General features: G+C 30.8%; 1 protein-coding gene and 1 pseudogene. Both read left to right on the top strand.

Features of this window, described 5'->3' with window-relative positions; all coding sequences use genetic code 11:
• Positions 1-62: 62 nt before the first annotated feature.
• Complete coding sequence (locus HUN22_RS17275; RefSeq protein WP_174731961.1) at positions 63-821, top strand: HD domain-containing protein; 759 nt, start codon at positions 63-65, stop codon at positions 819-821.
• Positions 822-825: 4 nt separating this feature from the next.
• Positions 826-1009 (top strand): annotated as a pseudogene (locus HUN22_RS17280) (alpha/beta fold hydrolase); the annotation flags it as partial.

Raw genomic sequence — 1009 nt, forward strand, 5'->3', positions numbered from 1 at the left:
ATATTGACAGACAGATCTGTATGATTTAATTTAGAGATAAATAATCTAAACTGAAAAAAAGAATGTCTATAAAAAAAATTGGTAGCTTTGAATGGATGCAATCAACAGATGGGCATCTCAACACTAAAGAAAAAATTAAACTTTTAAATGAAATTTTTTTACCTAGTATGCTGGGTGTTATGAAGTCTCAACTTTATATTGGGAGTTCAAAAAGCAATATAACCTTAAAAGATATAAAGGTTCCTGATACTAAGATTATTGTAGAAGCGATAAATGAGCTGAATGAAAAAGCCTCAGGTACTCTTATTAATCATTCATGGAGAACTTATTTTTGGGGTGCTGCGATAAGTCTTCAGGATCAAAGAAAATATGACCCCGAAGTTTTGTTAGTAGCTTCTTTGTATCATGACATCGGTCTTACAGATACTCATAAAGAATCAAAAGGTTGTAGATGTTTTACATATGAGAGCTCAATGCAATTTGAAAAGAAAGCAAAGCACTTAAATTATGACGAAAACAAAATCAAAACTGTCAAAGATGCTATATGCATGCATATGAATGGTCATATTGCTGAAGACAATGAATCTGAAGTAATTCTTCTTCAACAAGGTACATCTTGTGATGTAGTCGGAGATAAATTATTTACTTTATCAAAGGATTATAGAACAGAAGTTCTAGAGAAATATCCACGTCTGAGATTTAACTCAGAATTCAAAAAATTATTAGCAGAAGAACGAAAAACTGTTAAAAGCTCGCGAACAAAACTCTTATCACAGTTAGGCCTACCAGTGATGATTTCCATGAATCCATTTGGGGAATGAAACCATGAATGAAACTTTTCTTTTTAATAATAAGTTCCCTGTTACAGTAAAAAAATTCGAAGTAGGTAAATCAACATCTGAAAATATAACTTTTATATTATTGCCTGCAATTGGTGTACCAATTAAAAAATATCAAAATTTTATAGCTGAACTAAATAGCTATGGATTTAACGTAGTAACTGCAGACT

The sequence above is a fragment of the Acinetobacter lactucae genome (genome assembly GCF_013344765.1).
In the GTDB taxonomy this organism is placed as follows: domain Bacteria; phylum Pseudomonadota; class Gammaproteobacteria; order Pseudomonadales; family Moraxellaceae; genus Acinetobacter; species Acinetobacter lactucae_A.